Here is a 25,966-nt window from a genome sequence, read left to right as displayed (position 1 = left end):
TGAAGCACTTCCTAATAGAAATAAGTTATGTTACTTTTCTTAAAAGTCTTACTATTAATAATAATAGTTTTTTTGGTAAGTACTAGCAAGTAAAAAACACTTTAAAGTAATTTAGTTTACATAATAATATTATTGTTTGTAAAAAGTTTTGATTGAATAACCGTATCACTTCATGGGAATAGTACAGGAAAAGGATACGAATAAATTTGTTAGAAAGGACTTTTACCCGATGAAACACATACGTCCATTAATTATAAAATTTATAGTTGCTGCAATTTTGCTGTTTTTCGTATTAACTATAGGAGTAACTGTTCCAGTTGGGCATGTTATTGTAATCACAGCCATTTATACTCTTTTCTCTTATTTCATTATTGATTTATTCGTATTGCCACGTATGAATAACATGCTAACCTGTCTTATTGAAACGGCTATCGCCTTTTTGTTTATTTATCTGTATAGCAGCACATTTTTTGCTTCTCCCTTACTTGGACCTGCAGTAATCTCAGCAATCGGTATTGGTGCTGGTGAATGGTATTTCCATAAGTATATGGGAATGTATGTTTTCGTTGGAGAACTCGAAGATACTGCTGTTATTCCGACACATGCAAACCTTCAGACCGAAATTGCTGAAGAAGAAGATATACATAAATTGAAGAATGACGGTGATGAATAAAATAACACTACTTTGCTCAAGTGAAACTAACATTCAAATCAATCATACAAGGACTAACATACAATCATAATACATGATTCTTAAATAAAATATAATGGGTGAACGCAACCACTTGTTGATTTTCCTTTTAAGGGCAAAGTTATTACTTTGCCCTTTTTATTATTTTAGGCTTTTTTCTCAAAGATTGTTGCTTTTAGCTTTTGGACCGTAAGCCAAGCGGATGCTTGGCTCTTCACGCATAGCGTAAAGGTTTTGAAAATAAAATAGCCGTTCAGACAAATGAATTTGTCTTGAAAAGGCTATTTTATTTTCAAAAAACGGTCCAAAAGCAACAAAGTTTACGAAAACAACCTTATTTTATAATATTATCCGCAAATTTCATAATATCGAAATTTCCTAAAAGTATAATCTTCAAAAAATAGAAGGTAGTCTCAATGGTGAGACTACCTTTACTTTCCTATTTTCTCTTAATTAAACCGGATAAAATATCTTCAAATAAGATTTAAGTTAACATAATATTATTACAGTAATATATTTTGTTAAGCTTTGGTTAATTTCAATTTTTTTAATCAAAACGGACCAAATTTAACGATGCAAAGACCAAGTAAGCCTAATAATGCTCCTATGCTATAAGCCAATCTACTTTTAAAAATGAACTGTGCTAATAAACCCGGAAACACTACCCACACCAGGATTGGGATTAAAAACATTATAATTACAGGCAAAAAACCTTCGAAGAACATTTTTAGAATAGCATCACTTTCAATAAAACTAACCAATTGATGTCCCCCCACTACTGTTAAATACTATTCTATAATTCCATAAATCGTCGACAGAAACTACATATTTCGTTCGCAAAATATCGACAACAATTTTCGTAAAATGGTAAACAATGATTGCAATGACTTCTATTAATAACGGAAAATCACTGGAAATGAATAAATATAATGATTTGATATTCCCTCACCTTTGTAGTTTATTTTTATTGGCCAAAATTATGTACATAAATTTATATTATTTCGAAGCTGAGTATGAATGTACTGTTGGTCGATCATTAGTATTACATCACAAAATTAGATTATATGTACTTTACAAATCAAGTAAGCGAAATCATTAGGCCCATATGATGTAATGGGCCCAACTCTAGAATAGGAGACAAGCCCGCCCTTCCTTCAGCACACTATAAGTGCCTAACACCTTAAATAATTATTTTTCCTTTATTTGAGGCTTTAAAATAGTAGGCGCGTTCTTTCACTTCATCTAACTCAACAGGTGTATTAATTTGCACATCGTTACCGTTGAACCTTCCTGTTACTTTAAGGCCTTCATCTAAGTGCACAAGAATGATGTAGTAGGGAGCTTGACCTGCAAACTGTTTTGGTGCTGCATGAATTTTTGTGTACGAATAGACTTTTCCTTTTCCGTCAATTTCTGTCTGCTCTAATTCATCGGAGTAGCAGGTTGTACAGTGATATTTACTCGTATATAAGATCGATTGGCACTGTTTACATTTTTTTACTGGAAGCTTCATTGGTTACACTCCTTTTTTGCTAAAAATATGGACGAGGGAATATGCACCCGTTCCACCTAAATTTTGAGCTAACCCGATTTGTGCACCTTCTACTTGGTTACACGCTCTTCCGTTGAGTTGGTCAACGATTTGCACAATTTGAGCAATTCCAGTTGCTCCGATCGGATGTCCTTTGGATAATAAACCACCACTCGTATTCACAGGTACTTTTCCCCCGTGCTGCGTTAAACCTTGTTCGAGTGCTTCCCAGCCTTTCCCTTTTTCAAAAAATCCTAATTCTTCAATGGCGATAATTTCTGTCATTGAGAAGCAATCATGTAATTCAACGACATCGATATCTTCTGGCCCAATTCCCGCTGCTTCATAAGCTCTTTTTGCCGCCTCATTAGTCGCAGATATATGTAGAAGATCTTCTACCTCTTGCATGAGCGGTGTACCAGATGCTTGCCCAGAAGAAATGATACGAACCCCATGGTCTCCTTTTTGAATGACTACAGCTGCGGCCCCATCAGAAATCGGGGAGCAATCAAAAAGTCCAAGTGGGTCTGTGATTGGCTTTGCATTCATAATTTCCTCAAGTGTCGTTTCTTTTTTAAATTGGGCAATAGGATTAGAAATCGCATAGTTGCGGTTTTTGAGTGCAACCATCGCTAGGTGTTTTCTCTCCATCCCGTATTCATACATATAACGGTGTGCTAAAACGCCAAAGAACCCAGGAAATGTCAGACCCGATGCGCCTTCATTGGATTCATTGTCCATCGCGTAATTGATCGCTTTCGTAACCGTTTCCGTGTCCATTCCGGTCATTTTTTCAACACCGGCAACTAATACCGTATCATATTCCCCTGCTTTCACAAGCTGATACGCTTGGCGAAAGGCAATTCCTCCTGATGCACAGGCACCTTCTGTTTTAACTGCAGGAATACTGCCTAAGCCAAGCTCATTCGTAATTATGGAACCTAAGATTTCCTGACTCGCAAGTGGTCCTGATGAGAAATTACCAACAAACACCGCATCAATTTTTGGTTTACCTGCTTCCATTAGTGCTTCTCGACAAGCTTTTACCACCATTGATTTAATCGACTCGTCTTTTCTCCCGAATGTTGTAATTCCTCTTCCAATGACAGATACTGTAGACATGACGTTCCCCCCTAGTTCTTTATACATTTTCATTTTTTTGTGAAACTTTTATTAATTGTAAGATTATCAGTATAAAACTAATCCATTAGTAATCCTCCGTTTACGTCAATCTCCTCACCTGTAATATAACTTGCTTCGTCTGATGCTAAAAACACAACTGTTGCTGCTACTTCTTGTGAAGTACCAGTTCGCTTTACTACCAACTACGTTGTACCCTGACTCTTTTAATTCATTTGCTGCCTGTATTGCTCCTGATTCATTTATGTCAGCGATAATGACAGTTGCTCCTTTTTTTGCCAATTCCGTTGCTATCGCTCTACCAATTCCTCTTTTGGATGCTGCTCCTGTTACGATCGCAATTCTTTCTATCAAACTATTCCCTCCAGATTCCTTTTAATATCGAACTAATCCTTTTTATTGTGTATAAAAACTGAAAAGTAAACTCTTTGGTTAACGGTGACCTCTATCTCTGTATTTGATATTTGTCTCGTAATGTTTTTCTTAAAATTTTTCCGTAGCTGTTTTTAGGTAGCTCTTTTACGATCTCAATTTTACGGGGTTTTTTAAAGCTTGCTAAATTTTCTTGGCATAACTGGATTAATTCTTGTTCATTGACAGGTATTGCACCTTCTCGTAAGACAACTTGGGCACAAATACTTTCTCCCCACTTCTCATCTTGAATTCCAAAAACGCATGTTTCCTTAACATCTGGATGTTGATTTAAAACCTCCTCCACTTCACGCGGATACACATTCAAACCACCCGAAATAATTACATCCTTTGCTCGATCTACTAATCGTAAATAACCTTTTTCGTCAAGGCGCCCTAAATCACCTGTATAAAACCAACCATCCTTAAATGATTCATTTGTAGCTTTTTCATTATTCCAATAACCGTTCATAACTAAAGAACCTTTACATGTGACTTCACCAATTTCACCAGTCGGAACCTCATTCCCATCTCCATCAACCATCCGCACCTCAACAAATGGTCCTATAGCACCACATGAGTCCGGCTTACTTCCAAGTTCGTTTTTCGGCATCATTGTAATCGCCATTGGTGCTTCAACTAATCCATACGTTTCAGCAAATTTCGATCCTAATAAAGATAAAGCTTTATTTAATTTTTCAACAGCAATCGGTGAGCCTGCCATATTAATCGACTTAATGTGATGTAACTTATTTGGATCAAAATTTTCTTCATGGATCATTAAATTTACCAAAGTCGGTACGAGAAAAATGATCGAAATTTTCTCTTTTTCAAGATCATCAATAAACTCTTTCGGGTCAAATTTATTAAATATGACTTGTTTCAATCCAAAAAATAAGGCACATTGCGATAGAAAATTACTTCCGTGCGTTAGTGGTGCGACATGCCCGAGCGTATCACCATATGTGATATCACACGCCATGTTGAGGGAGAGTGCACAGGAAATCATATTTCGATGTGAAAGCATTGCTCCTTTTGGTCTACCTGTTGTACCAGATGTGTACATAAGGGCAAACAAATCATCTTCGTTCACTTCAACATCAGGAAAGGTTTTATCCTGACCACTAATAAATTTCTCATACTCTGCATCAACATCTATTTTTTTAATCGTGTCACCTACACAATCTAGTAGATTCATTTCTCCGATTAACAATGATGCTCCAGAATTTTCTAAAATATACGCCATCTCTTTTGGATGGAGACGATAATTGATAGGGACTTTTATTAATCCTGTTAAAGCAATAGCAACATCTAATTCCACATGTTCACGTCTGTTTGACATTAAAATCGCAACTCGGTCCCCTTTTTGCAGCCCTTCATTTAATAGTGCATTAGCAAGTTGACATACTTTGGTTTGGAGCTCGTTATAAGTGATTGTACCTCTAGAATCTTTAACTGCTGGTCTATCCGCATGCTGGAGCATTGTTTTTTTAGCTAATGTACCTAGTGTTTCCATTATTCTACCCCCTATTAAACGTGATAAAACTATTACACCGATTTTTTTACTCACAAACTAATTTCATAGATTTTTATCCTTATGCTATCACAGCGCTTCTACAAATCTTTATAGTGTTTGTTTTTTTGATTGACAACGCTTTCAATTTGATCGTAGCTCTTTAATATCAAGCCTATTATTATACACCTCCTATTTTTTGAGTTTCCTATTTTTGATATTTGTTAAATAATTTTATTTATAGTCACCACTTATAAGTTTGATTCCTTTGTTAGCATTACTAAAAGTTATCGTTTGAAACCCTAACTGCGGTTTAAATGTACGTAAGGCTTGAATACCCTTTCCAACTTTAATGGTGAACTCTATTGTGATTAGTGTAGGATTTTTGCCAGGAAGGATATGCCCACCAAAAACCGCTCCCTTTTGATTACCAAACATCGCATGCAAATGGAAATCTGTTTTTCCATTTTCGTTTTTGCATAAAAAACCTGTTCCATTTAATAATTCTATCGGTCCCTCCTCAATTATTTCATCACTATACGATAAATCTCCATGTTGATCATTCTTAATATATACATAAGTGGCTTGAGATAATGAACCCATGCAGGTGACAACACCAGAATGAATGTTGTATCTCTCATATTCCTGAATAATTCCTTCCATTAGATCTGTGCCCATCGTCAAGGATCCAAAGATGATTCCGTTCTCTTCATCATATATTGAATGGTTCGTTAGCGTTTTCATCATGTATAACCTCCTTCAAAATCTATTTGTTACTACATACCTTCTATTTTGCAATTTCCATGCCAAAATGGTGCTTTATAGGACAGTTCCAACTTTTTTCTTACAAAATTTAAATTCGAACTCAATCTTTCTAGTAAAATCATTTTCATATTCCGTTTCAGTAAAAATAAGTAAGTATATAATTCAATTAAATAAGGCAAAAGAGTACAAAAATAGTAAAAATAAAACTTGATATCGCATAGTTGCTATGGCAAAATTGCAATATATAGCGATTTTGCCATAAGGGAGCTGGTATAATGGCGGAAATTAAAGGTAGTGAAAATAAAGTTTTCCATAAAAATTTAGACACTGAATTATTACTTCAAAAGCTTATCGGAAGTACATATGACGGTATTACCATTACTGATCCAGATGGAAGAACAATCTGGTATAACGAATCTTTTTTACGGATGTCAGGTTTATTACCTTCACAATTAGACCATTTCACTGTGTATGAAATTATCGAAAAAGGTTGGTTGAAAGATTCCGCATCGATAGAGTCTATTTTGAAAAAAGAAACGATTACCAAATCAGTGACTTACCCAACTGGAGTAGAAGCTTTAATTTCGGCAACACCTGTTTTCGATGATGAAGGTCAACTACTCTATACGATTGGAAATGTAAGAGATTTAACAGAACTTAATAAATTAAAACATCAACTGGATGAAACGTCAGCACTAACGAAGGGTTATAGACAAACTCTCCAAGAAGTTCAACTAACAAGTGTAGACGGTAATCAAATTATCTATCGTAGTACCTCCATGGAAAAAATCGTTTCGCTTGCTCACAAGTTCTCTTTAGTAGATACACCGATTCTCATTTTAGGAGAATCAGGCGTAGGAAAAGATGTATTAGCCAATTACATTCATTACATTAGCGATCGATCAAACAATGGTCCATTTGTTAAAATCAATTGTGGAGCAATACCCGAGCATTTACTAGAATCAGAGTTATTTGGATATGAAGCAGGTGCTTTCACAGGTGCTGGAAGACAAGGGAAAGTGGGACTATTTGAAGTTGCTCACAAAGGAACTATTTTTTTAGATGAAGTAGGTGAAATGCCCCTTTCTCTTCAGGTGAAATTATTAGGGGTATTACAAGACATGAAAATTCAGCGAGTCGGTGGAACAAAACAAATTCCAATCGATGTTAGAATAATAGCAGCTACGAATGCGAATTTGGAAAAAATGATTCAAGAAAAACATTTTAGAGAGGATCTTTACTTTCGATTAAATGTATTGTCTATTAACATCCCGCCGCTTCGTGAAAGAACAGAAGATATCTTTGTACTATTAGTCCACTTTCTTTCTAAGTATAATGAAAAACATCAGATGCAAAAGTCCTTCTCGTCTGCTGCCATTGATTTGCTACTATCCTACCATTGGCCTGGTAATATCCGCGAATTAAGAAATTTAGTTGAACAACTGATGATTATATCTGATGAAGATATCATTGATGATTCGCTAGTTCCATCTAAAATCCGTACAAAGAGTATTAATCAGCCTGATATTCCTGAAGCTGAACTTCAATCGCTAACAAGTGAAAAGCCGTTAAAAGAATTAATCAATGAATATGAGAAACAAATTCTAGCTTTCTATTTAACAAAATATAAACCGATGAAACGATGCGCAGATATCTTAGGAATAGACTTTACTACTTTAGCCAGAAAGAAAAAGCGCTACAACCTTTGAAGACATTTTGCGGATGATTTATGGCAAAAAAACTGCACCCCAATTTTGTTAGATTGTATGTCTAAAAATTGGGGTGCAGTTCAATTATTTCCAAGCTCTTTTCATTGATTAATACTGTTATCACCACTACTTCCATCACATTTCAAGAACTTCCGATTGTATTTTCTTTCTGGATAAATAGTTGGCTAAATATGAACCCAACGACAGGTTAATGACCATATTTATGATCGCTGGTAAAGCAGCAATTTCACTAATAAATTCAATCGCTAAAATCGCAGCTAAAGCTGTATTACATAAGCCAACATGGAAGATAATTGCTCTAATGTCCCCTTCAGCAATAGGCACCCATTTCATCTGTAGGATGAGATACGCGAGGATCATCGGAAGAGCTACTTGTAAAAAAGCGACTGCTGTAATCATTGGAATGAGAATGAGTTCAGAAGAGATCGTATTCTTCGCATTCCCGATAATCGTATGAATAATGAGCAGCAATGTAATCGATGACCCAAGCTTCGTGTAACTGACTGACTTTGCCACTAAACGCGGTACCTTTTTCTGCATAACAAGTCCTACGATAATCGGGAGGATGACGATAAGAATAAATGATTGCAGCAAGTTAAGAAATGATATCGTCACACTATCGCCACCTACTCCTAGTAATGCTAAGGGCGTAATGATTGGACTAATTATAATATCTAAAAATGATGCAGCAATGACTAATGATGTGTTCCCTCCTGCGATAAACGTATAAAGCGTTGCTGCTGTCGCATTTGGAACTGTTCCTGATAAAATAAAACCCGCAGCAATTTCTGGGCGTGAAGAAAAAAAGATATGTGCTAATGCGATAGAAATAATGACCGTTATCGTCCACTTTAATAAAGTAGCAAGACCTAGAACCCCATATTTCGAATTCATTTCTTTAATCGCTTCGACATTCATCGATAATCCCGTAAAGAAAATAACTAAGCCAAGCAATAAGCTCGGCAGCCAGCTAGCCACTTGTAAATGAATCGGTGATAAATACGTAAGAAAAGCGACAATAATAATTAATAATGGCAGGTTTCCTGAAATAAACGAATTAATAAATTTAATATTCATCCCACCTTTGTTAAATGTTTTTATGTCATTTTAGTGCTAGGTATTAGGTACTCACATAAATAGAAGGGGCGTTTTTCCCCTTCTATTTATAGATCCGATAAGAGATTATATTTGAATTAATGCACTTTTAGTTAATATACTATCCATCGGTACCTACCTCTTTAAAGAAGTAAGCTCGATCTTTAATTTCATCCAATTCGACAGCTTTATCGATTTGTACATTATTACCATTGAACCTCCCTGTCACTTTTAATCCTTGATCTAAATGAACAAGGATGACGAAATAAGGAGCTTGACCTGCAAACTGTTTTGGTGCTGCATGAATTTTTGTGTACGAATAGACTTTTCCTTTTCCGTCAATTTCTGTCTGCTCTAATTCATCGGAGTAGCAGGTTGTACAGTGATATTTACTCGTATATAAGATCGATTGGCACTGTTTACATTTTTTTACTGGAAGCTTCATTGGTTACACTCCTTTTTTGCTAAAAATATGGACGAGGGAATATGCACCCGTTCCACCTAAATTTTGAGCTAACCCGATTTGTGCACCTTCTACTTGGTTACACGCTCTTCCGTTGAGTTGGTCAACGATTTGCACAATTTGAGCAATTCCAGTTGCTCCGATCGGATGTCCTTTGGATAATAAACCACCACTCGTATTCACAGGTACTTTTCCCCCGTGCTGCGTTAAACCTTGTTCGAGTGCTTCCCAACCTTTCCCTTTTTCAAAAAAACCTAACTCTTCAATGGCAATAATTTCTGTCATTGAGAAGCAATCATGCAATTCAACGACATCGATATCTTCTGGTCCAATTCCAGCCGCTTCATAAGCTCTTTTTGCCGCCTGATTAGTCGCAGATATATGTAGAAGATCTTCTACCTCTTGCATGAGCGGTGTACCAGATGCTTGCCCAGAAGAAATGATACGAACCCCATGGTCTCCTTTTTGAATGACTACAGCTGCGGCCCCATCAGAAATCGGGGAGCAATCAAAAAGTCCAAGTGGGTCTGTGATTGGCTTTGCATTCATAATTTCCTCAAGTGTCGTTTCTTTTTTAAATTGGGCAATAGGATTAGAAATCGCATAGTTGCGGTTTTTTAGTGCAACCATCGCTAGGTGTTTTCTCTCCATCCCGTATTCATACATATAACGGTGTGCTAAAACGCCAAAGAACCCAGGAAATGTCAGACCCGATGCCCCTTCATTGGACTCATTATCCATCGCGTAATTAATCGCTTTTGTAACCGTTTCCGTATCCATACCCGTCATTTTTTCAACACCGGCAACTAATACCGTATCATATTCTCCTGCTTTCACAAGCTGATACGCTTGGCGAAAGGCAATTCCTCCTGATGCACAAGCACCTTCTGTTTTAACTGCAGGAATACTGCCTAAGCCAAGCTCATTCGTAATTATGGAGCCTAAGATTTCCTGACTCGCAAGTGGTCCTGATGAGAAATTCCCAACAAACACCGCATCGACTTTAGGTTTACCTGCTTCAACTAGTGCTTCTCGACATGCTTTAACAACCATTGATTTGATCGATTCTTCTTTTCTACCAAATGTCGTTATACCTCTTCCGATGACAGATACCGTAGACATTGCCTTCACCCCTGTAATTGATATTGATCGCGCAATGTTTTTCGTAAAATTTTCCCGTAGCTATTTTTCGGTAGTTCTTTAACTATCTCTATTCTACGTGGTTTTTTAAAGCTTGCTAGATTATTTTTACAAAGCTCAATTAACTCGTCTTCACTGACTTGTTTCGTTTCGTCACTTAAGACGACATGGGCATAAATACTCTCGCCCCATTTTTCATCAGGTACACCAAATACACAAGTTTCTTTTACATCTGGGTGTTGGTTTAACACTTCTTCTACTTCACGAGGATAGACGTTTAAGCCTCCTGTTATGATCATATCTTTTGCTCGGTCGACTAATCGCAAATAGCCTTTTTCGTCGATCCACCCCAAATCTCCCGTGTACAACCATCCGTCTTTTAATGTTTCATTCGTGGCCTTTTCGTTATTCCAGTACCCTTTCATGACAAGAGAGCCTTTACATGTAACTTCTCCAATTTCCCCATAAGGCACTTCTTTCCCACTTTCATCGACAACTCGAACTTCAACAAACGGACCAATGGCCCCACAAGAGTCTGGTTTACTCGCTAACTCATCTTTTGGCATCATCGTAATCGTTAATGGCGCTTCAACTAGTCCATAAGTTTCAGCAAGCTTAGGCCCTAATAATGATAAGGCTTTATTCAACTTTTCTACGGCCATTGGTGCCCCTGCCATGTTAATCGACTTGATATATCGTAATTTGTTAGGATCAAAGTTTTCCTCGTGGATCATGATATTTACTAATGTTGGTACTAAAAAGATAATCGAAATTTGTTCTCTTTCCAGATCATCGATAAATTCTTTTGGGTCAAACTTATTAAAAATGACTTGTTTTAAGCCGAAGAATAATGCACATTGTGATAGAAAATTACTACCGTGGGTTAATGGTGCAACATGACCAATAATATCTCCGTATGTGATATTACAAACCATATTTAATGAAAGAGCACCTGACAGCATATTGCGATGCGTCAGCATGCCACCTTTTGGTTTGCCCGTTGTCCCTGAAGTATACATCAAGGCAAATAAATCATCTTCTCCTACTTCAACGTTAGGAAACTCGTCTTTTTGGCCACTAATGAACACTTCATACTCTTCATCTACATCTAATTTTTTAATAGGAACAGTTACACTTTCTAACAAATTCGCTTCCCCAATTAAAAAAGCTGCCCCTGAACTTTCCACAATATAATCGAACTCTTTCGGATGGAGACGATAATTAATCGGTACTTTAATTAAACCTGTTAATGCGATGGCAATATCTAATTCTACGTGTTCACGTCGGTTTGACATGAGTATCGCAACACGGTCCCCTTTTGATAACCCTTCATTTAATAATGCATGAGCGAGTTGGCAAGTATTTCTTTTAAGCTGAGCAAACGTTATAGTCCCACGCGAATCTTTAATCGCTGGCTTATCTCCATGCTGAACCAATGTTTTTCGTGCTAGAGCCCCCAATGTTTCCATTTCTTCTACCCCCTAACAGCTACCTACTATAGTTAATAACCTTAAACGTTAATTCTTCATCATACTCGCGAACGGCTTTAATTTCATTCCCGCAAACAATTGTGAATTCAATTGTTATCAGTGTAGGATTTACCCCTTTTAGAAAATGTCCACCGCTAATCTTCCCAGTCTCTTCTGTCACCAGCCCGTGGAGATGAATATCTAATTCCCCGTTTTCATCTTCACAAATAAATCCTGTACAATGTATGAGTTCGACTGGATTTTTGATTGTAATTTGTTTTCCATAGCCTGTTGGATGATTGTTTTTCGTTTCAAAAAGAACATAACCTACTTCTTTCAGAGAACCAATACAAGTAACCATCCCTGAAGAAATTTGTTGTTTTCTACATTCTTCAAGTATCCCCTCAATCAAATCAGTGCCAGCAGTTAAAGATCCAAAAATGACTTTACCTGCTTCAGTCGGATAGGAGTGATTTTTTCTCGTCATCCTTCCACCTCTCCTGTTGATAGATTTAATAGCATGAAACATCAACCTTAAGAAAACTTTAGCCTATGGCTGAACCACCACAAACTTTTAATACTTGCCCCGTTACATAGTCAGCTCCTGGAGAAGCTAAATATACAACAGCCTCTGCAATATCTTCTGGTACACCCATCTTTTGGATTGGTTGATCTAATTTATAATTCATTCCCTTAGTAATCTCGGTTTCAATCGGACCAGGTGCGATACTATTACAACAAATACCATGTTCTCCTACTTCTTTAGCTACCCACTTCGTTAATGCAATTACCCCACCTTTTGAAGCAGCATACGCTGGGCCCGAACGACCACTTTCGCCATTTTCTGCTTTAGTCCCAGAAATCGGACCACCCATAATTCCAGAAATGGAACTAATGTTAATAATTTTTCCTGAGCCTTGATTTTTCATATGTGGATAGATTGCCGCTTGGGTAAACAAGAACGTTCCTCGTAAATTCGTATCAATATCTCTAAACCACATTTCATCTGTCATATGCTCCAGGTCAAGCCTTGAGCATGTGCCCGCATTGTTAACAACGACATCAATACGGCCAAAATGTTCTACTGTTTGATTGACAACCCCTTCAACGAGTCCTCTTTCCTTAATATCAATATTATGAATAAATACTTCTACTTCTTGGTTCAATTCATTAATTTCTTGCTTTGTTGTTTCACATTCTAGTACATCTATTAACACAATGTGAGACCCTTCTCTTGCTAGTGCCTTAGCTGCTGCAGCACCGATTCCTCGTGCGGCTCCAGTAACAATTGATACTCTATTTTCTAGTCGTTTCATTATAAAATCTCCCTTCACTGTTTGTTTTTAAAATAGTTACTACATCCCTAGTAAATCTGGTAACCAATTCGATAATGCTGGTATATACGTAATAAGTAGTAGGACAATGATTGAGGCGATAAGAAACGGTATCGTTCCTTTCGTTATATCTTTTAATGAAATCCTGGCTATTCCACTTGCGACATATAAATTTAATCCTACTGGCGGTGTAAATAACCCTATCGCCAAGTTAACGGTCATGAAAACACCGAACGTTGTAGGATCAACACCTATATGCAACATAATCGGTAATAAAATAGGTACAAGTAAGTAGAAAGCGGATATCGCATCAATAAATGCACCAATAATAAGTAAAATAACTGTAACCATTAATAAAATTAATATTTTATTTTCAGTGACAGATAACATCGCTTCTGAAATCGTCTGGGCAATTCGCTGTGTTGTAATAATGTAAGAAAAAATGGAAGCCGCACCTACTATGAGCATAACGACAGCTGTTTGGACTGAAGCATCAATAAAAATATTCTTTAGATGTTTCAGCTTTAAATCACGGTAGATAAATAGACCTACAATAAGTGCATAGAAAACGGCTACAGCAGCTGCTTCTGTCGGCGTAAAAATCCCACCGTAAATTCCACCTAAAATAATAATTGGGATCAAAAGGCCCCAAATCGCTTTATAAAAAGCAGACGCAATTTCTTTGCTTGAACTTTTCTTCCCTAAATTGAGCGTTGCTGCTACTTCTGAATCCATTGCTTTAACATCTTGAGTTACATTCGTTCGCTTCACAAACATGGACGCGACAACTAATGCGACAGCAAGAAGTAGCCCTGGAATGATACCAGCGATAAATAGACGACTAATCGTAATCGGGACGATGTCGTTAGCAACGACCGCAAATACGATAAAGGCAATACTAGGAGGAATGATAATACCAATGGATCCAGAACTAGCGATAAGTCCAGCAGCAATATTTTTTGGATAACCGTTTTTAACTAATGCTGGAATTAAAATCGCTCCAATTGCCGCTACTGTCGCAGGACCTGATCCTGAAATTGCCGCAAAGAACAAGGCTGTAATGACAGTAACTAACACGATTCCATTTTTTCTGTGTCCTACACAAACATTCGCAAAATCAATTAACCGTTTAGAGATCCCCGCATATTCCATGATGACACCGGCTAAAATGAAAAACGGGATCGCAAGTAAAGTAAAAGAAGAAATCGTTGCATACATGACACTTGGTAATAAACCTAATGAAGTTAATCCGTTATCTAAAAATAAGATAACAATTGAAGCTAATCCCAGTGAAATCGCTACCGGAACATTGAGAAACACTAGTATGAAAAAGAGACCAAATAAAAGTATAGCCGTCATAAAGTTGTGTCCCCCTCTCTATTTAGTGAATCTTTTTTGAATGATAGAATTGTAGCTTCAATAATACGGATAATACATAGCAAGGAACCTAGTGGCATCATCGATGTAAAGATCCACTGCGGCCAACCTAATGCTGGTGTCATACGATTTCTTTCAATTTGCGACATCATCATGTCAAAACCGAAATACGCAACAGCGCTAAAGAATAACACCGTAAGCAATGCAACTAAGACAGTCAGAAATGCTTTCAAAACACCTTGTGCGTTATCAAAAATTAAACTGAAGCCTAAATGAGCACCACGCTTTACCCCTATAGAAGCACCAACAAAGGTTAATAGCACAAATAGATTTACTGTAATCTCTTCTGTAAACGAAATGGAAGAACTAAGAAAATATCGTGATAGTACATTAGCAAATGTGATGATGGACATCGTACCTAAAGCAAATACAACCAATGTATATTCTACAAAGGTAAGAATACGGCTCATTTGTGTACACTCCCTTCAGATTTGTCTGTATGCGGTATTTTTTAAAAAAGGTGACCCATGAGTACCAAGCTCTCCACACACGATACTTAGTTCACTTCATTACCTCAGCACCAGCTGTATCGTGTTATAGATGCCTAGCACTCAACTATTAAGTCACCCTTCTCTCAACCTCTTTTTAACGGAAAGTATTTAACAAGTCTGCTCCCCAAACGCTTTCATATTTTTCATAAATTGGCTCAACTACTTGACGGAATGCTTCTATATCTGCTTCAGTAGGCTCATAGAATTCCATACCGGCAGCTTTTAACTCTTCAATTTGTTCTGCTTCTTTATCACGTGCCATTTGGATTTGGTACGCATTTGCATCAGCAGCTGCATTTCTTAAAATCTCTTGATCTTCTTCACTCATAGAGTCAAATAACTCTTTATTTATTCCTAAAATTAATGGGTCATACGAGTAGTTCCACATTGTAATATACTTTTGTACTTCTGCTAATTGAGCAGAGTGAATAACGTCGATTGGGTTTTCTTGACCATCAATTGTTCCTTGTTGTAGTGCTGTAAACACTTCAGAGAATGTCATCGCTGTCGGATCTGCTCCAAATTCTCTCCATAAATCTGTATACATGCTGATCCCTGGAATACGGACTTTCAAATTTTTAAGGTCTTCTGGAGATTGAACTGGTTGTTTACTATTCGTTAATTGACGGAAACCATTTTGTCCAAAACCTAATGTTTCTACTCCATTTTCACGGATAATTTCTTTGATCGCTTCTCCACCTTCACCAGCTAAAGCAACATCTGTTTCTTCAAGGTTTGCAAATAAGAATGGTGCACTTAAAACTCCTAATCTTTCATCCATGATTGAGTAGATGATTGTAGAATGGTAAGACATGTCCGTTGTTCCATTCATTACTTGCTCTACCCCAGCGCCACTATCTCCACCAGATAATTGCTCATTTGGAAATACTGAAATTTGAATACGACCATCTGATGCTTCGGCTACATCTTCTGCTAATTTTTCTGCTGCAATAAACCAAGTAGAAGAATTACCTACTGTAACAGACATCTTTAAATCATAACTTTCCTTTTCTTCATCTCCAGTAGAACCTGTGTCTTGTGAATCTTCTCCACCTGTTTCATCGTTACCTCCACAAGCAACTAGCGCGATTGAAAGCGCTACCATTAAGAACATCATGAATAACTTTTTCATGACTCTTCCCCCTTTTAGAAATTTTTTATTTTTGATCACCACTAATAGTAGTGTGATACCCTTGGTAACCTAACTGCATAGATATTTCACTTGAATAATGCTTCAGTAACTCAATGGTTTCAAACGTCTTCTTTTCATCGAAGCGCAAGGAAACACCAGCTACACATAGCGCGCCAATTGTACTGCCACTTACATCGCGAATCGGACAAGCAAACCCTTTTAATCCTAACTCATACTCTTCGTGATCAATAGCGTACTCTTGTTCCTTAATTTTTTTTAATTCTTTTCTTAATTCTTCTTCTTCAGTGATCGTATTTTTGGTATATGGTTTAAGAGTAGTTCGCTTTAAAAACTGATTCAGATCCTTTTCGGAAAGTTCTGATAAAAGCAACTTCCCAGATGCAACGGTATAAGGAGGTGATTGACTCCCCGCTTCTACAACAATTCGCACCGTTTGTGAGCTTTCTTCTTTCTCTAAATAAGTAACCTTTTTCCCATTGAAAGATGCAATTAGAACACTTTCTCCAACCCTATCAGCAAACGCTTTCATAAATGGCTTAGCAATCGTTAAAAAATTGAAATGGGTTTGCGCTTGCAGACCTATCCGGATAAAACGATGAGAGAGTCTTATTCGATGATCTGGAAGTTTCTCTACATATTCAAGTTCTTCTAAATTTTGTAAAAACCTATGTAGTGTACTTCGGTTAATCCCAAGGTTTTTGGATAAATCAGAAGGTGTTAATGGCGAAATACTGAGAGCTTCAATGATTTCAAAGGTTTTTTCTAAACTTTTATTTCTATAGTTCAAAGACACACCCCCTGTTCACATACTAAAAAAGTAGTTTCACTATGTAAACTATACCTTTGATTGATTATTAATGTCAATATTTTTATAATATTTTAATTTGTCAGATAAGAATATAGGGTAGATAAGAAGATAATTTAAACAGAAAACGAAGGATCGAATCATTTCATTTATTATTCCAAGAAAATTTTTAGTTTACACTGAATTTGATAAGCTCTCCTCTTAAACTTTTAAATAAGCTGTGTTCGGTAACATTGTTGCTTTTTGGACCATTTTTCACGCAAAGGGTGAAGGATCAAGCATCCGGTTGGCTATGTTCAAGAAGAAAAAATAGTAACAATCTTTTAGAAAGACTTTAAATAAAACTATAATAATTGCTTTATTAGAGGTACAAAAAAATACAATAACACTAATCGGGTTTCAATATAGTATATTATCATAATAAATATTAACGGGATTTTATAAATGAGTCTTGATTTCCGGTAAAAAACTTCTTAACTGAAATCTATCAAATTCCACTTTATTATTATAGTAAAAACATTAACATGAAACCCTCAGATGAGAGCAGTACGGTTAATATAAGGCTGTTCCAAAAATGTTCTTTTTTGGAACAGCCTCTTTTCTTTTTCACTATTTTGTTAATTCCATAGTAATTAATTCGATTAGTGGGTGTCCTGCTTGAATTCCGCAAACTTGTTCAATCGTTTTTTTATATCCTAGACCTTTTATCTTTAATTGCAATTTCACAGCTTCTTCATCTTCAGGGTAATCATACCTTAAAGCTGCAGCTATTCCATTCGCTAAGTTCTTAGGCTGTCCATCTACATAATCATAATATTGAATCGCTGGGCTAATTAATCGATCATTCGGTCCTAGCTTACGAATAGGTCCTCTTGCAACTCTTGGAATTTCATCATTGATATAGGGATTTGTAAATCTACTAACGATTTTTTCTATATATTTCTGATGTTCATTTGAATTGAAGTTGTATTTATTCACTAATACTGTTCCTGTTTCCTTCAATGTTTCTTTAACAGCTTGGGAAATCTCTTCACATTCCATTGCTTCTTTAATCGTCTTGATCCCTGCTTGATATCCTAAATAGGCAGCAATCGCATGACCTGTATTTACAGTAAAGAGCTTTCTCTCAATAAATGGTGTTAAATCGTCTACAAACGTTGCCCCTTCAATCACAGGTACTTCACCAATTATTTTTGATCGATCAACGACCCACTCATAAAAAGGTTCAACAGATACTAATAACTTATCATCATTTGTTTGAATAGGTACAATACGGTCTACAGCTGCATTCGGGAAGGCGAACTGTTCATCAAACTGCTCTCTTTCCTTATCAGATAACTTTTCATATACCTTTTCTTTTAGAAACTCACTTCCACCAATCATATTTTCACAAGCAATAATGTTTAGTGGTTTTTCGGTTCTCTCGACTCTTTTTCTTAGCCCATTGGCAATCAACTCTGAAATAATAGCAAGGATATTAGGTCCGACCGCTGTTGTAACGATGTGTGCTTCCGCAATAGCTTCGATCACTTTTTCTGGTTGTTGTAAACTATTTAACGCTCTTACATTCTTTACCGTTGATGTAATACCATTTTCTTCAGCAAGTGTGACATGGTATTCCTGTCTTTCATTAAGTAAATCGACTATTTCATTATTTACGTCGACAAAACATACTTCATAGCCTGCATCTGCTAGCAGACTCCCTATAAAGCCTCTACCGATATTTCCAGCGCCAAAATGTACAGCTAGCATTTAGTTCACCTCAGCAAACAAGCTTAAGATCTCTTCTGCAGACTTCGCTTCTACAATTTTTTGAATATTTTCTTCTTCAGAGCACACAATTGCAATTTGAGAAAGGATGTCTAAATGCTCGCCATCTTTACCAGCAATACCGATTAATACTTTTACAATGTTTCCACCACCAAAATCTACACCGTTTGGAACTTGTATGACAGAAAGTCCAGATGAAAGGACAGATTTTTTGGCATCTTCTGTGCCATGAGGAATTGCTACAAAGTTCCCCATATACGTTGATGTTAGTTCTTCACGTTCTAGCATTTTTTCAATGTAAGCAACCTCTACATAACCTTTATCTACTAAAATTTGCCCAGTACTTCTAATAGCTTCTTCTTTATTTGTAAAACTTGCATTAAGTACAATATTTTCAGCTGATAAAATTTGGTTTGACATGGTAACCACTCCTTAATTTTTTAATTTAGTTTCATAAATTATTTTTAGCTCTCTTGCCAGTATGTTGTGTAATTCGTCACTTTCTCCTGATTCAAATAGTTCAATTGAATGTTCATCTCGAATAATAAAAGAACTAATTCCACTTAGTATTTCTAAAGTTTCTTCATTTATATTAAGTGGGGAAAGCATCAGTAATATCGTATTGATTTCAACACTAGAGTCATCCATCGCTTTAACGGGCTGCGGGTGGTTCAATCTACAAATCGTAAAACTTGGTACACGGACCCATTCGTTTCTCGTATGATATAAAGCAAGTAATGTCCCAGGAATACCTAGTCCACCCAATTCCTCACGTTTGTGAAGACCTTCTGTCACTTCACGTACATCACTAATGATGTTTTTTTCGGCTAAAATTTCGCACTGCTTCTGCAAGGCTATGTCAATCGATATGGAATCATTGATTGTTGAAATCATAAATTCTTTTAAGATTTGATAGATAACGGTGGAATAGTTTTTAATCTTTTCAATGTCTTGAAGATATTTTTCACTGTCAAAATGTTCTTCTTCCATTACTTCACTTAATTTGGATTTTTTCGAAAAATGTTTTTTATTTAGTAAAAATCGTTTGACTTTTTCAACTTCCTCTTCAGATAATAATGGACTTACAACAAGATAGTCCTCTTGAAATTTTTTTAATGGAACTGTTGACACAACCGCATCAAATTTTTCTATATCCATTGAAGCTAGATCAAACAAGGAGGCATTGACAGTTTTCAAGCCTGGAATTGCTTGTTGTAATTTTGATGAAAGCATTTTCGACGTCCCAATCCCACTTGAACAAACGACTAAGAGTTGTAGTTCCTTTATTTCATCTTTGTGCAGTAATGCAGAAGCAAAGTGCATTGCTAAGTAACCAATCTCTTCTTTTGGTATATCGAGTCCAGTAAAAATCTTACTTACTGCATCTTCTAAAATATTAAATAGCTCATGATAATCTTGTTCAATTCTAGATAAAAGCGGATTAGAAATTCCCATATTTTGCTTAATTCGGTACAAAGCTGGTCTTAAATGTGCAACTAAACCTTGGAATAATGACATGTTTTTTGTTAAGTCTTGACCCATTTTTTTACCGACATAACGAATTAAACTTTGCGCAAATATGCCCACTTGAAAGCTTGATTCCTCTAATAGTTCATCTCGTTCATTCCGAAGTTTTGCTCCCATCAAATGCATGGTAATATAGCCAATCTCACTATGAGAAATTTTAATTTGAAATGCGTCTTCTAATCCCGCGACAATCTCTTCAGCTACTTTGAACTCTTTTGTCCCTCTTAAACTTTCAAGATATTCATCGTTAAAATTAATGTCTTCTCCTTGTTGTATTCGTTCAATTGCTAAAGCTAGATGTACAACAAGTCCAATATAGGCACTATCTGCAATCGAATATGGCAAGGCATTTTTAACCCTATCTACTTGCTTTTCAATAATAAATAGCTTCTTTTTATCCACTAAACCTAGTAGTCGTTCAGTTATCGTATCAACAGTTTTTGAAGATTTCTTTTGTATATTTTCTTTGATCATAGAAATAAATTCATATTCATCAATGTTGTCTATAATCAGATTACTCATCGCTTTTCGTTTCGCTGATTCCGAACCAATTATTTCAACTCCATAACCTCGTTTTCTTAATAAAGTTAGGTTAAAAGGTTTTAGTCGATCCTCCACTTTATTAAGGTCATTACTTACAGTAGCAATGGTTACATTTAAATCATTTGCTAATGATAATAATTTCACAGGCTCAGAAGTATCTAATAATTCGGACAAGATAATCGTTTGCCGCTCTTCGGAAGTATACTCATTATGAGAGAGGTTAAATAAAAATAGTTCTAGCTTTTCTTTTGCTGCATCATCACCTATTACCTGAATTCCAATTCCGGATTTTTTATTAAGTCCTAATTCATATTCTTTCAGGATGTCTTCTACCCCTTTTAAATCACGGTGAACCGTACGTGGACTTACAGATAATTCATCGGCAAGATCTTTTACCGTCGTTTCTTCTCTCATCGCAAGTAAAAGTTCTAATATCTTACGTTCCCTAGCTGAAATATACATAATATTCACTCCACTTTTATGGCTACCCTCATGACATATTATGAGTAAAGTTGATGACAAATATGAATTGATATTTCCTATATATACAATGATAGTGTTTGTTAATTGCTATCTCAATAAAAGGAAGAAGTATTTTCGTCATACGAGTTGTTGCCAATTTTTAATTATCTAGGTTAGTTGAGGAACACAACATGTCAGGTCACACATGAGAGTATTAACCTTCCAAATTATAGATTTTACAGCATATTTAATTAAAAGGCTCTTTTCTCAAAGATTGTTGCTTTTAGCTTTTGGACCGTAAGCCAAGTGTATGCTTGGCTCTTCACGCATAGCGTGAAGGTTTTGAAAGTAAAATAGCCGTTCAGTCAAATGAGTTTGTCTTGAAAAGGCTATTTTATTTTCAAAAAACGGTCCAAAAGCAACAAAGTTAACGAAAACAGCCAATTAAAAAGAGAGCGACTCATTAGTGCTGTGCACTTTACTAACTGAGTCCCCCTCCTTCATTAAAACACTACTTTAAATTTTCAATGAGCTCATCATATTTAGGACTGTTTAAGAAATTGTCTACAGAAATATGGTAAGCCGTTGGTAGCTTTTCTTCAGCACGTGATGTTAAATCTTTGTGTGTAACAACGATATCTGTATCACTTGGAATATTGTTAATAGATGTGTTTGTAATTTCAATCTCTAAACCTGCTTTTTTCGCTTTGTTTTTCAGTATAGATGCTCCCATTGCACTTGAACCCATACCTGCGTCACAGGCAAAAATAATTTTCTTAACGTTGGCAAAGTCAAACCCTTGTTCTTCAGTAGTTTTTGACGATATAAAAGAACCTGCTACTGCACTCTTCTTCCCTTTCATTTCTTGCATTTTTACTGCTGCTCCACTAATATCTTCATCTTCTTTCTTATTCGCTTTTAATATAAGTGAAGCTATAACAAACGTTACTGCAGCTGCAACAAGTACACCTAGTAACACACCTAGGTGATTTCCACCACGAGGTGTCATCGCCATTAAAGCAAAAATACTTCCTGGAGATGGTGGAGCTACTAATCCTACATTGAATAAAGTAAACGTGAATACACCACTAATTCCACCTGCAATTACAGCTAAAATTAACATTGGTTTCATTAAGATATATGGGAAGTAAATTTCATGGATCCCACCAAAAAAGTGAATAATTCCAGCACCTGACGCGGTTTGTTTTGCTGTCCCTCTACCAAAAATCATAAATGCTAATAAAATTCCTAATCCTGGTCCAGGGTTCGTTTCAAGTAAAAATAAAATCGATTTACCTGCCTCTGCCGCTTCTTTCGCCCCAAGTGGACTTAATATTCCATGGTTAATAGCGTTATTTAAGAATAGAACTTTTGCTGGTTCTATGAAAATACTCGCTAATGGTAGTAAACCAGCACGAACTATAACTTCTACACCAGCTGCTAATATTTGATTTAAACCTACGACAACAGGACCAATTGTCCAAAAACCGATTAGTGTTAATATTCCTGCCAAAATCCCTGCTGAAAAGTTATTAACTAACATTTCAAAGCCTTGTTTTACTTTTGGCTGTATAACTTGGTCGAACTTCTTAATTAAATAACCACCAATAGGACCCATAATCATTGCACCTAGGAACATCGGAATGTCTGAACCAACGATAACCCCCATCGTTGCTGTGGCACCAACAACTCCTCCGCGGACATCGTATAGCATTTTACCACCAGTAAAACCGATGAGTAAGGGAAGTAAATATGTGATCATCGGACCAACAAGTTGAGCTAACTCTTCATTTGGTAGCCAACCAGTAGGAATGAATAATGCAGTTATAAGTCCCCATGCGATAAAAGCTCCGATATTTGGCATGATCATACCACTTAAATAACTACCAAAACGTTGTATTTTAACTCGAAAATCTGTTTTTTGTTCTTTATTTGTGTTAGACATATGAATACTCCTTTCTGTTTGTATATTTTAAATTGTATTGTTTGTCTTGTGTCTATAATATTACAATCGAAATAAAGCGTTTACCATTTAAAGAAATGTGCATTTTGTCATTCACAATGTTGACATATTTAAAAAGAGTAAGCGATTTCATATACATTGCACCTTGCTTAACCTTCTACAGCAGCTTTTATTTCAATGAGCTTAAGTGGGAACAACGTGCAAACTTTTAATATAAAAAGGGTGACAATCCAAAAGGAAAGTCACCCTCATCTTATAAATATATTTTTGACACGAAGTACGATCAAAAAATCACTTTTACTCTTTTAATTCCAATCCATTTATCTTCAAATGACCTCTGAAGTCAAACATAATCTAGTTATCAATTAAAATTTAAATAGGGTTCTTTTTTAAATAGCTAATTGCGACAACATTTTCCTAGTAATTAAATACCGGACTCTTTCCCTCCTATCGCGCGCCCTTTTTCCTCGTCCAGACAATTACCCTAGTATTTTAATCCCATTTATCACCATAAATAGTCACGTTTTATCTACACAAAGGCGCTTACTTCCTCGTAAGCGCCTTCTAATTTCTTTTTCCTACTATTTCATTTTTCTCAATAAATATAATAAATACGGTGTCCCTACTAATGCAACAATAAGTCCACTTGGTATATCTTTCGGTGCAATAACAATTCGACCGATAAAGTCAGCGACAACTAATAGTAATCCCCCAAGCAAAGCAGAAACGATAATAAGCGGAAAATGGCGAAAGCCTACTATTCTCCTTGCAATATGGGGTGCTACTAATCCTATAAACCCGATCACTCCAACTAGAGATACTGCTGCGGTACTTAGAGCAACCCCGATCAATAGCGTCCAAACTCGAGACGAACGAACGGATAATCCTAGACCTGATGCTACATCATCGCCAAAGGTTAATGTATCTAGTTTCCGCGTCATATAGATCGCTGGTCCAATGAAGATTATGAACAAAAGGAGTGCTAACTGAACGTCATCCCAACTTTTTCCGTACGTACTTCCAGATAACCAAACGAGTGCAGCAGCGACAGCTAGTTTTGCTTTTACAACAAATACCTGAGTTGCTGCAGAACCGAACGCCGCAATCGCAACCCCCATTAACGCAATTAGCATCGGGGAAAAATTATTTTTCCAGCCTGATATTAAAATAATAAGTAGTGCGACAGTAGATCCAATAATTGCACCAAGCGGCATGAAAGCTGGTGGTATTGCCGGAAACATAACTAGTAGCAGCATCGCACCTGCTCCACCCATCGAAGTAACACCAATTACACTTGCGTCTGCTAATGGATTTCGTAAAACCCCCTGTAATAAAACACCAGTAACTGCAAGCATCATTCCGACGATAAATGCGGTTAATACTCTAGGAATACGGAAATTCCACACTGCAGTATTCGCCCATTCAAACGTCCATGCTTGGCCATTAAATGAAAAGGCAATGACAATACTAAAAATAATTAATAGAGTAATAATAGGTACGATAATTGGTAGTTGAACGGGAGATGTCGTTCCCCCCATTGGACGATCGCCACGATTAAGTGATCGTGCAGTTCTCCATGCTAAGTAAAGTAACCATGGTCCACCAATTAAAGCGGTCATTGCACCAACAGGCACTTCCTGTCCTGGTTGAATTAGACGACCAAGAACATCTGCTCCAATCATCATGGTGGCTCCCCATAAGAAAGAATGGACAAAAATCATAAAATGTCCTTTAATACCAAGCATTCTTACAATATGAGGCGCCATTAATCCAATAAAGCCAATCGGTCCAACAACACTCACTGTTACAGCGGCTAATACAATCGCCACAGCCCAAGTTGTGAGTTTTACGGTAGACACTTTTTGTCCAAGTGAAATTGCCACATCTTCACCAAGAGATAGTGTATCTAGTGGTTTGGCAAGAAATAACGCACCAACAAAGGCGATCGCAATTGCCGGGGTAGCAAACGAAACACCGTCCCAGTTTAATTGCACAAGTGTTCCAGATCCCCATAAGAATAGACCATTTGTTTTATTTTCAAAAAGTAGTTGCATCGCTCCTGTAATCGAAGCAAATAACAAAGAGATAATCATCCCTGTTAATGCAACTCGGACTGGTTCCATCTGTCTTCCTGCAAGCATAACAACCATAACCGATGAAAGAATGGCTCCCAGTAAAGCAGTCAGAAAGGGAAAGCTACCTAAAAAATTAGGAAAAAATACTGTTGAAGCCACAACAAAGAAAAATGCACCTGCGTTTATACCTAATGTACCTGGCGCGGCAAGTGGATTTTTCGTCAATGTTTGTAAAGCAGCTCCAGAGACGGCAAGTGCTCCCCCTGCTAAAACCCCGATAACAAGCCTTGGTAACCTTAGTGATAATACAATATCTTGTACCCGCCCCTCAATCCAAACTTGCTCCAATAACTCAGAAACCGTATAATCCGCTTGTCCTTGCGTTAGATGGAAGAGAGACAAGATGATCAGCAAGAAGAAGCCCCCTGTCAGCAAGACAAAGGACTTCTTCATTGAAT

The 25,966-nt window shown here is 36.6% G+C and carries 22 protein-coding genes and 2 pseudogenes; 2 read left to right on the top strand and 22 right to left on the bottom strand.

Annotation, left to right across the window (positions count from 1 at the left end):
- The first annotated feature begins 229 nt into the window (after nucleotides 1-229).
- Complete coding sequence (locus J0N78_RS00450) at nucleotides 230-673, top strand: DUF2512 family protein (RefSeq protein ID WP_209121046.1); 444 nt, start codon at nucleotides 230-232, stop codon at nucleotides 671-673.
- A 569-nt stretch (nucleotides 674-1,242) separates the two neighbouring features.
- On the opposite strand, the gene J0N78_RS00445 is transcribed toward J0N78_RS00450, so the two are convergent.
- From J0N78_RS00445 to J0N78_RS00420, 7 genes and pseudogenes are all read right to left on the bottom strand, one after another.
- Nucleotides 1,243-1,452, bottom strand: a complete 210-nt coding sequence (locus tag J0N78_RS00445; RefSeq protein ID WP_209121045.1) for a hypothetical protein — start codon at nucleotides 1,450-1,452, stop codon at nucleotides 1,243-1,245.
- Nucleotides 1,453-1,871: 419 nt separating this feature from the next.
- Nucleotides 1,872-2,204 carry a Zn-ribbon domain-containing OB-fold protein gene (locus J0N78_RS00440; protein ID WP_209121044.1) on the bottom strand — a complete coding sequence of 111 codons (333 nt, stop codon included), beginning with the start codon at nucleotides 2,202-2,204 and terminating at the stop codon, nucleotides 1,872-1,874.
- A 3-nt stretch (nucleotides 2,205-2,207) separates the two neighbouring features.
- On the bottom strand, nucleotides 2,208-3,344 hold the full coding sequence (locus J0N78_RS00435) for a thiolase domain-containing protein (RefSeq protein WP_209121043.1): 1,137 nt from the start codon (nucleotides 3,342-3,344) through the stop codon (nucleotides 2,208-2,210).
- 77 nt (nucleotides 3,345-3,421) lie between these two features.
- Nucleotides 3,422-3,535 (bottom strand): annotated as a pseudogene (locus J0N78_RS26305) (SDR family oxidoreductase); the annotation flags it as partial.
- Between the two features lie 58 nt (nucleotides 3,536-3,593).
- Nucleotides 3,594-3,644: pseudogene (locus J0N78_RS26455) on the bottom strand (hypothetical protein); the annotation flags it as partial.
- A gap of 163 nt (nucleotides 3,645-3,807) precedes the next feature.
- Nucleotides 3,808-5,289, bottom strand: a complete 1,482-nt coding sequence (locus tag J0N78_RS00425) for a class I adenylate-forming enzyme family protein (protein WP_209121041.1) — start codon at nucleotides 5,287-5,289, stop codon at nucleotides 3,808-3,810.
- Between the two features lie 231 nt (nucleotides 5,290-5,520).
- On the bottom strand, nucleotides 5,521-6,033 hold the full coding sequence (locus J0N78_RS00420; protein ID WP_209121040.1) for a PPC domain-containing DNA-binding protein: 513 nt from the start codon (nucleotides 6,031-6,033) through the stop codon (nucleotides 5,521-5,523).
- 293 nt (nucleotides 6,034-6,326) lie between these two features.
- Between J0N78_RS00420 and J0N78_RS00415 the strand changes: the two genes are divergently transcribed.
- Nucleotides 6,327-7,760 (top strand): sigma-54 interaction domain-containing protein, encoded by a 1,434-nt coding sequence (locus J0N78_RS00415; protein WP_209121039.1) that lies wholly within the window; start codon nucleotides 6,327-6,329, stop codon nucleotides 7,758-7,760.
- A 135-nt stretch (nucleotides 7,761-7,895) separates the two neighbouring features.
- Here the strand turns inward: J0N78_RS00415 and J0N78_RS00410 are convergent, their stop codons facing one another.
- The 15 genes from J0N78_RS00410 to J0N78_RS00340 all read right to left on the bottom strand — a co-directional run bounded on the left by J0N78_RS00410 (nucleotide 7,896) and on the right by J0N78_RS00340 (nucleotide 25,922).
- Entirely contained in the window at nucleotides 7,896-8,858 is a 963-nt protein-coding gene (locus J0N78_RS00410) for a bile acid:sodium symporter family protein (protein WP_209121038.1), read from the bottom strand.
- 139 nt (nucleotides 8,859-8,997) lie between these two features.
- Nucleotides 8,998-9,321 (bottom strand): Zn-ribbon domain-containing OB-fold protein, encoded by a 324-nt coding sequence (locus J0N78_RS00405; protein ID WP_209121037.1) that lies wholly within the window; start codon nucleotides 9,319-9,321, stop codon nucleotides 8,998-9,000.
- A gap of 3 nt (nucleotides 9,322-9,324) precedes the next feature.
- On the bottom strand, nucleotides 9,325-10,461 hold the full coding sequence (locus tag J0N78_RS00400) for a thiolase domain-containing protein (protein WP_209121036.1): 1,137 nt from the start codon (nucleotides 10,459-10,461) through the stop codon (nucleotides 9,325-9,327).
- A 5-nt stretch (nucleotides 10,462-10,466) separates the two neighbouring features.
- Nucleotides 10,467-11,948: a class I adenylate-forming enzyme family protein gene (locus tag J0N78_RS00395; RefSeq protein ID WP_209121035.1), complete on the bottom strand. Its 1,482-nt coding sequence runs from the start codon at nucleotides 11,946-11,948 to the stop codon at nucleotides 10,467-10,469.
- Nucleotides 11,949-11,967: 19 nt separating this feature from the next.
- Entirely contained in the window at nucleotides 11,968-12,435 is a 468-nt protein-coding gene (locus J0N78_RS00390) for a PPC domain-containing DNA-binding protein (RefSeq protein WP_209121034.1), read from the bottom strand.
- 58 nt (nucleotides 12,436-12,493) lie between these two features.
- Nucleotides 12,494-13,264, bottom strand: a complete 771-nt coding sequence (locus J0N78_RS00385; RefSeq protein WP_209121033.1) for an SDR family NAD(P)-dependent oxidoreductase — start codon at nucleotides 13,262-13,264, stop codon at nucleotides 12,494-12,496.
- Between the two features lie 39 nt (nucleotides 13,265-13,303).
- Complete coding sequence (locus tag J0N78_RS00380) at nucleotides 13,304-14,641, bottom strand: TRAP transporter large permease (protein ID WP_209121032.1); 1,338 nt, start codon at nucleotides 14,639-14,641, stop codon at nucleotides 13,304-13,306.
- Nucleotides 14,638-15,129 carry a TRAP transporter small permease gene (locus J0N78_RS00375; RefSeq protein WP_209121031.1) on the bottom strand — a complete coding sequence of 164 codons (492 nt, stop codon included), beginning with the start codon at nucleotides 15,127-15,129 and terminating at the stop codon, nucleotides 14,638-14,640. Before J0N78_RS00375 ends, J0N78_RS00380 begins: the two co-directional genes overlap by 4 nt.
- Nucleotides 15,130-15,304: 175 nt before the next feature.
- Complete coding sequence (locus tag J0N78_RS00370) at nucleotides 15,305-16,342, bottom strand: DctP family TRAP transporter solute-binding subunit (protein WP_209121030.1); 1,038 nt, start codon at nucleotides 16,340-16,342, stop codon at nucleotides 15,305-15,307.
- A gap of 25 nt (nucleotides 16,343-16,367) precedes the next feature.
- Entirely contained in the window at nucleotides 16,368-17,150 is a 783-nt protein-coding gene (locus J0N78_RS00365; RefSeq protein WP_209121029.1) for an IclR family transcriptional regulator, read from the bottom strand.
- A gap of 627 nt (nucleotides 17,151-17,777) precedes the next feature.
- On the bottom strand, nucleotides 17,778-18,920 hold the full coding sequence (locus J0N78_RS00360; RefSeq protein ID WP_209121028.1) for a mannitol-1-phosphate 5-dehydrogenase: 1,143 nt from the start codon (nucleotides 18,918-18,920) through the stop codon (nucleotides 17,778-17,780).
- Nucleotides 18,921-19,358 (bottom strand): PTS mannitol transporter subunit IIA, encoded by a 438-nt coding sequence (locus J0N78_RS00355; protein ID WP_209121027.1) that lies wholly within the window; start codon nucleotides 19,356-19,358, stop codon nucleotides 18,921-18,923.
- Between the two features lie 12 nt (nucleotides 19,359-19,370).
- On the bottom strand, nucleotides 19,371-21,470 hold the full coding sequence (locus tag J0N78_RS00350) for a BglG family transcription antiterminator (protein ID WP_209121026.1): 2,100 nt from the start codon (nucleotides 21,468-21,470) through the stop codon (nucleotides 19,371-19,373).
- 511 nt (nucleotides 21,471-21,981) lie between these two features.
- Nucleotides 21,982-23,415, bottom strand: a complete 1,434-nt coding sequence (locus tag J0N78_RS00345; protein ID WP_209121025.1) for a PTS mannitol transporter subunit IIBC — start codon at nucleotides 23,413-23,415, stop codon at nucleotides 21,982-21,984.
- Between the two features lie 599 nt (nucleotides 23,416-24,014).
- Entirely contained in the window at nucleotides 24,015-25,922 is a 1,908-nt protein-coding gene (locus J0N78_RS00340; protein ID WP_247747035.1) for an iron ABC transporter permease, read from the bottom strand.
- Nucleotides 25,923-25,966: the final 44 nt, after the last annotated feature.

The organism is Alkalihalobacillus sp. BA299 (assembly GCF_017745675.1).
In the GTDB taxonomy this organism is placed as follows: domain Bacteria; phylum Bacillota; class Bacilli; order Bacillales; family Bacillaceae_F; genus Alkalihalobacterium.
This window is presented reverse-complemented; position numbering and strand designations above follow the sequence as displayed.

Bases quoted from the DNA above. Each gene is read 5' to 3' on its own strand.
- J0N78_RS00450 (WP_209121046.1), top strand. From the start codon at position 230: ATGAAACACATACGTCCATTAATTATAAAATTTATAGTTGCTGCAATT.
- J0N78_RS00440 (WP_209121044.1), bottom strand. From the start codon at position 2,204: ATGAAGCTTCCAGTAAAAAAATGTAAACAGTGCCAATCGATCTTATAT.
- J0N78_RS00435 (WP_209121043.1), bottom strand. From the start codon at position 3,344: ATGTCTACAGTATCTGTCATTGGAAGAGGAATTACAACATTCGGGAGA.
- J0N78_RS00425 (WP_209121041.1), bottom strand. From the start codon at position 5,289: ATGGAAACACTAGGTACATTAGCTAAAAAAACAATGCTCCAGCATGCG.
- J0N78_RS00420 (WP_209121040.1), bottom strand. From the start codon at position 6,033: ATGATGAAAACGCTAACGAACCATTCAATATATGATGAAGAGAACGGA.
- J0N78_RS00415 (WP_209121039.1), top strand. From the start codon at position 6,327: ATGGCGGAAATTAAAGGTAGTGAAAATAAAGTTTTCCATAAAAATTTA.
- J0N78_RS00410 (WP_209121038.1), bottom strand. From the start codon at position 8,858: ATGAATATTAAATTTATTAATTCGTTTATTTCAGGAAACCTGCCATTA.
- J0N78_RS00405 (WP_209121037.1), bottom strand. From the start codon at position 9,321: ATGAAGCTTCCAGTAAAAAAATGTAAACAGTGCCAATCGATCTTATAT.
- J0N78_RS00400 (WP_209121036.1), bottom strand. From the start codon at position 10,461: ATGTCTACGGTATCTGTCATCGGAAGAGGTATAACGACATTTGGTAGA.
- J0N78_RS00395 (WP_209121035.1), bottom strand. From the start codon at position 11,948: ATGGAAACATTGGGGGCTCTAGCACGAAAAACATTGGTTCAGCATGGA.
- J0N78_RS00390 (WP_209121034.1), bottom strand. From the start codon at position 12,435: ATGACGAGAAAAAATCACTCCTATCCGACTGAAGCAGGTAAAGTCATT.
- J0N78_RS00385 (WP_209121033.1), bottom strand. From the start codon at position 13,264: ATGAAACGACTAGAAAATAGAGTATCAATTGTTACTGGAGCCGCACGA.
- J0N78_RS00380 (WP_209121032.1), bottom strand. From the start codon at position 14,641: ATGACGGCTATACTTTTATTTGGTCTCTTTTTCATACTAGTGTTTCTC.
- J0N78_RS00375 (WP_209121031.1), bottom strand. From the start codon at position 15,129: ATGAGCCGTATTCTTACCTTTGTAGAATATACATTGGTTGTATTTGCT.
- J0N78_RS00370 (WP_209121030.1), bottom strand. From the start codon at position 16,342: ATGAAAAAGTTATTCATGATGTTCTTAATGGTAGCGCTTTCAATCGCG.
- J0N78_RS00360 (WP_209121028.1), bottom strand. From the start codon at position 18,920: ATGCTAGCTGTACATTTTGGCGCTGGAAATATCGGTAGAGGCTTTATA.
- J0N78_RS00355 (WP_209121027.1), bottom strand. From the start codon at position 19,358: ATGTCAAACCAAATTTTATCAGCTGAAAATATTGTACTTAATGCAAGT.
- J0N78_RS00350 (WP_209121026.1), bottom strand. From the start codon at position 21,470: ATGTATATTTCAGCTAGGGAACGTAAGATATTAGAACTTTTACTTGCG.
- J0N78_RS00345 (WP_209121025.1), bottom strand. From the start codon at position 23,415: ATGTCTAACACAAATAAAGAACAAAAAACAGATTTTCGAGTTAAAATA.